We start from the raw sequence: 2,215 nt of genomic DNA, 5'->3' as shown, positions 1-2,215 counted from the left end.
CGCTGCTGCGGATCCATCGCCACCGCCTCACGCGGCGACACCCCGAAGAACCCCGCATCGAACTCCCCCGCCCCATGCAGGAAACCCCCCTCCCGTGCGTATGTCTTTCCGGGGATCCCGGGCTCCGGGGAGTAGATCGCGTCGAAGTCCCAGCCGCGGTCCGTGGGCGGGTCGCCGATGACGTCCCGCTCCCGCAGTACGAGGTCCCACAGCGCTTCGGGGCTGTCGACGTCGCCGGGGAAGCGGCAGGCCATCCCGACGATGGCGATCAAGCCGTCGTCCGTGGCTGCCTTGAACGTCCGGAGAAGGTCTCCGGCCCGCTCGGTTCCCTCGTCGTCCGCGAGTAGGGAGAGGATGTGGTCGGCGAGCGCCGCGGGGTTCGGATAGTCGAAGGCGGTCGTCGTGGGAAGCGACAGGCCCGTGGCGGCATTGACCCGGTTTCGCAGTTCCAGCGCGGTGAGCGAGTCGAAGCCGACCTCTTTGAAGGCCCGGTCCGGACCGATCGCGTCCGTGGTGCCGTGCCGCAGTACGGCGGCTGCCTCGCCCCGGATCAGCTCGATGAGCCGGCGCCGGCGTTCGGCTTCGGTGCGGCCGTCCAGAAGCGCCGTCAGTTCGGCGGCACCGGGCGCGGCCGGGTGCTGTCGACGGGCCGTGTCCAAGGCCTCACGCGCTTCCGGCACGGTCGAAAAGAGTCGGGTTGCCCGTAGGGCGCCGGTGCTCGGCGCGAAACGCTCCCAGTCGACGGACGCCACGGTCACGCAGGTGTCATCCTGGTCGAGGGCCTGCTGCAGCGCTTCGACGGCCCGCCCGGGGTCCATGGACTCGATGCCGCGCCGGACCAGGCTCTCCTCGCCGGTGCCCTCCGCCATTCCGCCGCCGGCCCACAGGCCCCAGGCGATCGCCGTGGCCGGCAGGCCGTCGGCGCGCCGCCGCTCGGCCAGGGCGTCGAGGGCGGCGTTGGCGGCGGCGTACGCGGCCTGGCCACCGTTGCCCCAGACGCCCGTGACCGAGGAGAAGAGCACGAACGCGTCCAGGTCACGGCCGGCGGTCAATTCGTGCAGCAGCTCGGCGGCATCCGCTTTGGACCGGCTCACGAGCGCGAGACCGTCGGCGGACAGCCCGTCGATGACTCCGTCGGCGAGTACGCCGGCGGTGTGGAACACGGCGGTGGGAGGATGTTCGTCCAGCAGCGCCGCCAGCGCCTCACGGTCGGCGACGTCGCACGCCACCACCGTCACCCGGGCTCCCCGGGCCTCCAGCTCGGCCGTCAACGCGGCCGCCCCGGGGGCATCCCGGCCCCGCCGGCTGGTGAGCACCAGGTGCTCGGCACCGTTCGCCGCCAGCCATCGGGCCACGTGGCCACCGAGCGCACCCGTACCACCCGTCACCAGCACCGTCCCCCGCGGTCGCCAGTGCGTGCGGGTCCCTCCCGGGGCGCGTACGACTCGACGTCCGTACGCCCCGGCGCTCCGGATCGCTACCTCGTCCTCGGCGCCGTCGGCAGTCCCGGCCGCTCCGAGGACGGCAGCCATACGGCGCAGGACGCGCTCGCCCGGAGGGGCCGACGGCAGATCGATCGAACCGCCCCATACCTCGGGCAGTTCCAGGGAGGCCACCCGGCCGAACGCCCAGAGACGAGCCCCCATGTCGTCGGGCACTTCCCCCGGCATCGCAGCCACGGCGCCCCGGGTGACGGCCCACACCGGGGCTCCCAGACCGACGTCGTTCGCCGCCTGGACGAGGGAGACGGACGCTGCCACGGCAGAAGGGGCGTGCGAGAGTGCGAGCAGAGACAGCACTCCCTGGACAGCCGGTTTCTCCTTCCCCCGTTCCTCGTTCTCTGTACGGTGTGCCGCGAGCAGCTCCGCGAAGTGTGCGCGGTCAGCCGTCAGCGGTACGGACACACGCGCGGGATCAGCTCCACACCGGGTGAGTACGTCGGCGATGTCATCCGCGGTGCCGGAGTCCATGCCCTCCGGCAGCACCACCAGCCAGCGCCCGGACAGCCGGGACGTCTCCTCCGTCGGCAGCCCCTTCCAGACCACCTTGTAACGCCAGACATCGACACCGGACGGCGTCGCGGTCTCCACCGACGCCTGTGCACGCGTGCCCGACTCCAACCAGTAGTGCCGGCGTTGGAAGGGGTAGGTGGGCAGGTCGATCCGGCGGGTGGTGAGGCCGTGCGCGGTGTAGGCCGCCTTCCAGTCGACCGCCA

General features: G+C 72.3%; 1 protein-coding gene. It reads right to left on the bottom strand.

Going from position 1 to position 2,215, the window contains the following annotated elements; genetic code table 11:
- Positions 1 to 2,215: SDR family NAD(P)-dependent oxidoreductase (locus ACIA79_RS33530; protein WP_399432206.1), on the bottom strand; the 2,215-nt coding region annotated here is incomplete at both ends.

The organism is Streptomyces sp. NPDC051310, assembly GCF_044455245.1.
In the GTDB taxonomy this organism is placed as follows: Bacteria; Actinomycetota; Actinomycetes; order Streptomycetales; family Streptomycetaceae; genus Streptomyces.
The sequence above is the reverse complement of the archived record's forward strand: the minus strand, read 5'-3'. Positions and strand labels throughout refer to the sequence as shown.